The organism is Stutzerimonas stutzeri, from assembly GCF_000935215.1.
Taxonomy (GTDB): domain Bacteria; phylum Pseudomonadota; class Gammaproteobacteria; order Pseudomonadales; family Pseudomonadaceae; genus Stutzerimonas.
In genome coordinates this window covers 1-944 of the sequence record NZ_JXXD01000188.1, presented here as the reverse complement: position 1 = coordinate 944, position 944 = coordinate 1, and the positions used below count along the sequence as shown (strand labels likewise).

At 66.1% G+C, this 944-nt stretch carries 1 pseudogene; it reads left to right on the top strand.

Annotated features, from left to right (window positions below):
• Positions 1-260 precede the first annotated feature (260 nt).
• Positions 261-944, top strand: a pseudogene (locus tag LO50_RS25660) (hypothetical protein); the annotation flags it as partial.

The following is a 944-nucleotide window of genomic DNA, read 5'->3' as shown; positions in this document are numbered from 1 at the left end:
CTTTCCACCGCCCGCCATCTTGCGCAGGCAGGCTGCCCGGCCCACCTCCCTAATCGCCGCGCAGTCCTCCGCGCAGCGACTGCACTGCCCTCCTCCGACCGCTGATCCTCCACGCTGAACTATGCCGATGCGCTCCGACCCAATGTCTATGAGCGCCGCGAAACCCGCGACCGGCGCGGCCTCGCCAGCACTCGGGCCGCCATCATCGCGACACGCGCAGCGCTCACATCCCGGTTGTTCAACACAACGTGAGGTGGATCATGAGACATACACTGGTAGCAGCGTTCGCAACGCTGACCGACGCCAACCGCACCCGCGGCGATCTGATGTCGCGGGGCATAGCGCGCGAACAGATTCACGCCATTGGTGCCGAGAGCGCCGATATCCATGCCTACGATGCGCCCTACACCACCACTCCCGACGTCCCGGTGGATCGTACGCATCACGAATCCAAGGTCACGCACTTCTTCAAATTCGCTGTTCGGCAATGAACCGCACGAAACGCACCGCCACTACGCCACCGCCTATCCAGATGCCGTACGCCGCGGTGCCCTGGTGATCGCTGTGGATGTCGACGATGAAGATCAGCTGGCCAAGGCGCGCGATGCTCTGGAATACAACGGTGCCATCGACATCAACGAGCGCGGCGGCACCGGCGCAGTCGAAGGCTATCCAGGCCCGAGCAGCCCCTATGCTGGCGCGACCGGCGGCGACAGCCACCTCGACAAGCATTTCAGCACAACCGGCACGGCAACCGCTGGCAGCGACCGCGCTCTGGGTGGCGCGCACACCGGCGACGGTGCCCACATCGGCAATACAACCGCGCCCGGCGCCGACCCGACCGATTACAACGACCGCAGCTCGGCCGACACCGGTCGCTATGACATCGGCGGCGCGGCCAAGCGCGCCGGCACCGACTACCCGGACACCACCGCCACCACGGC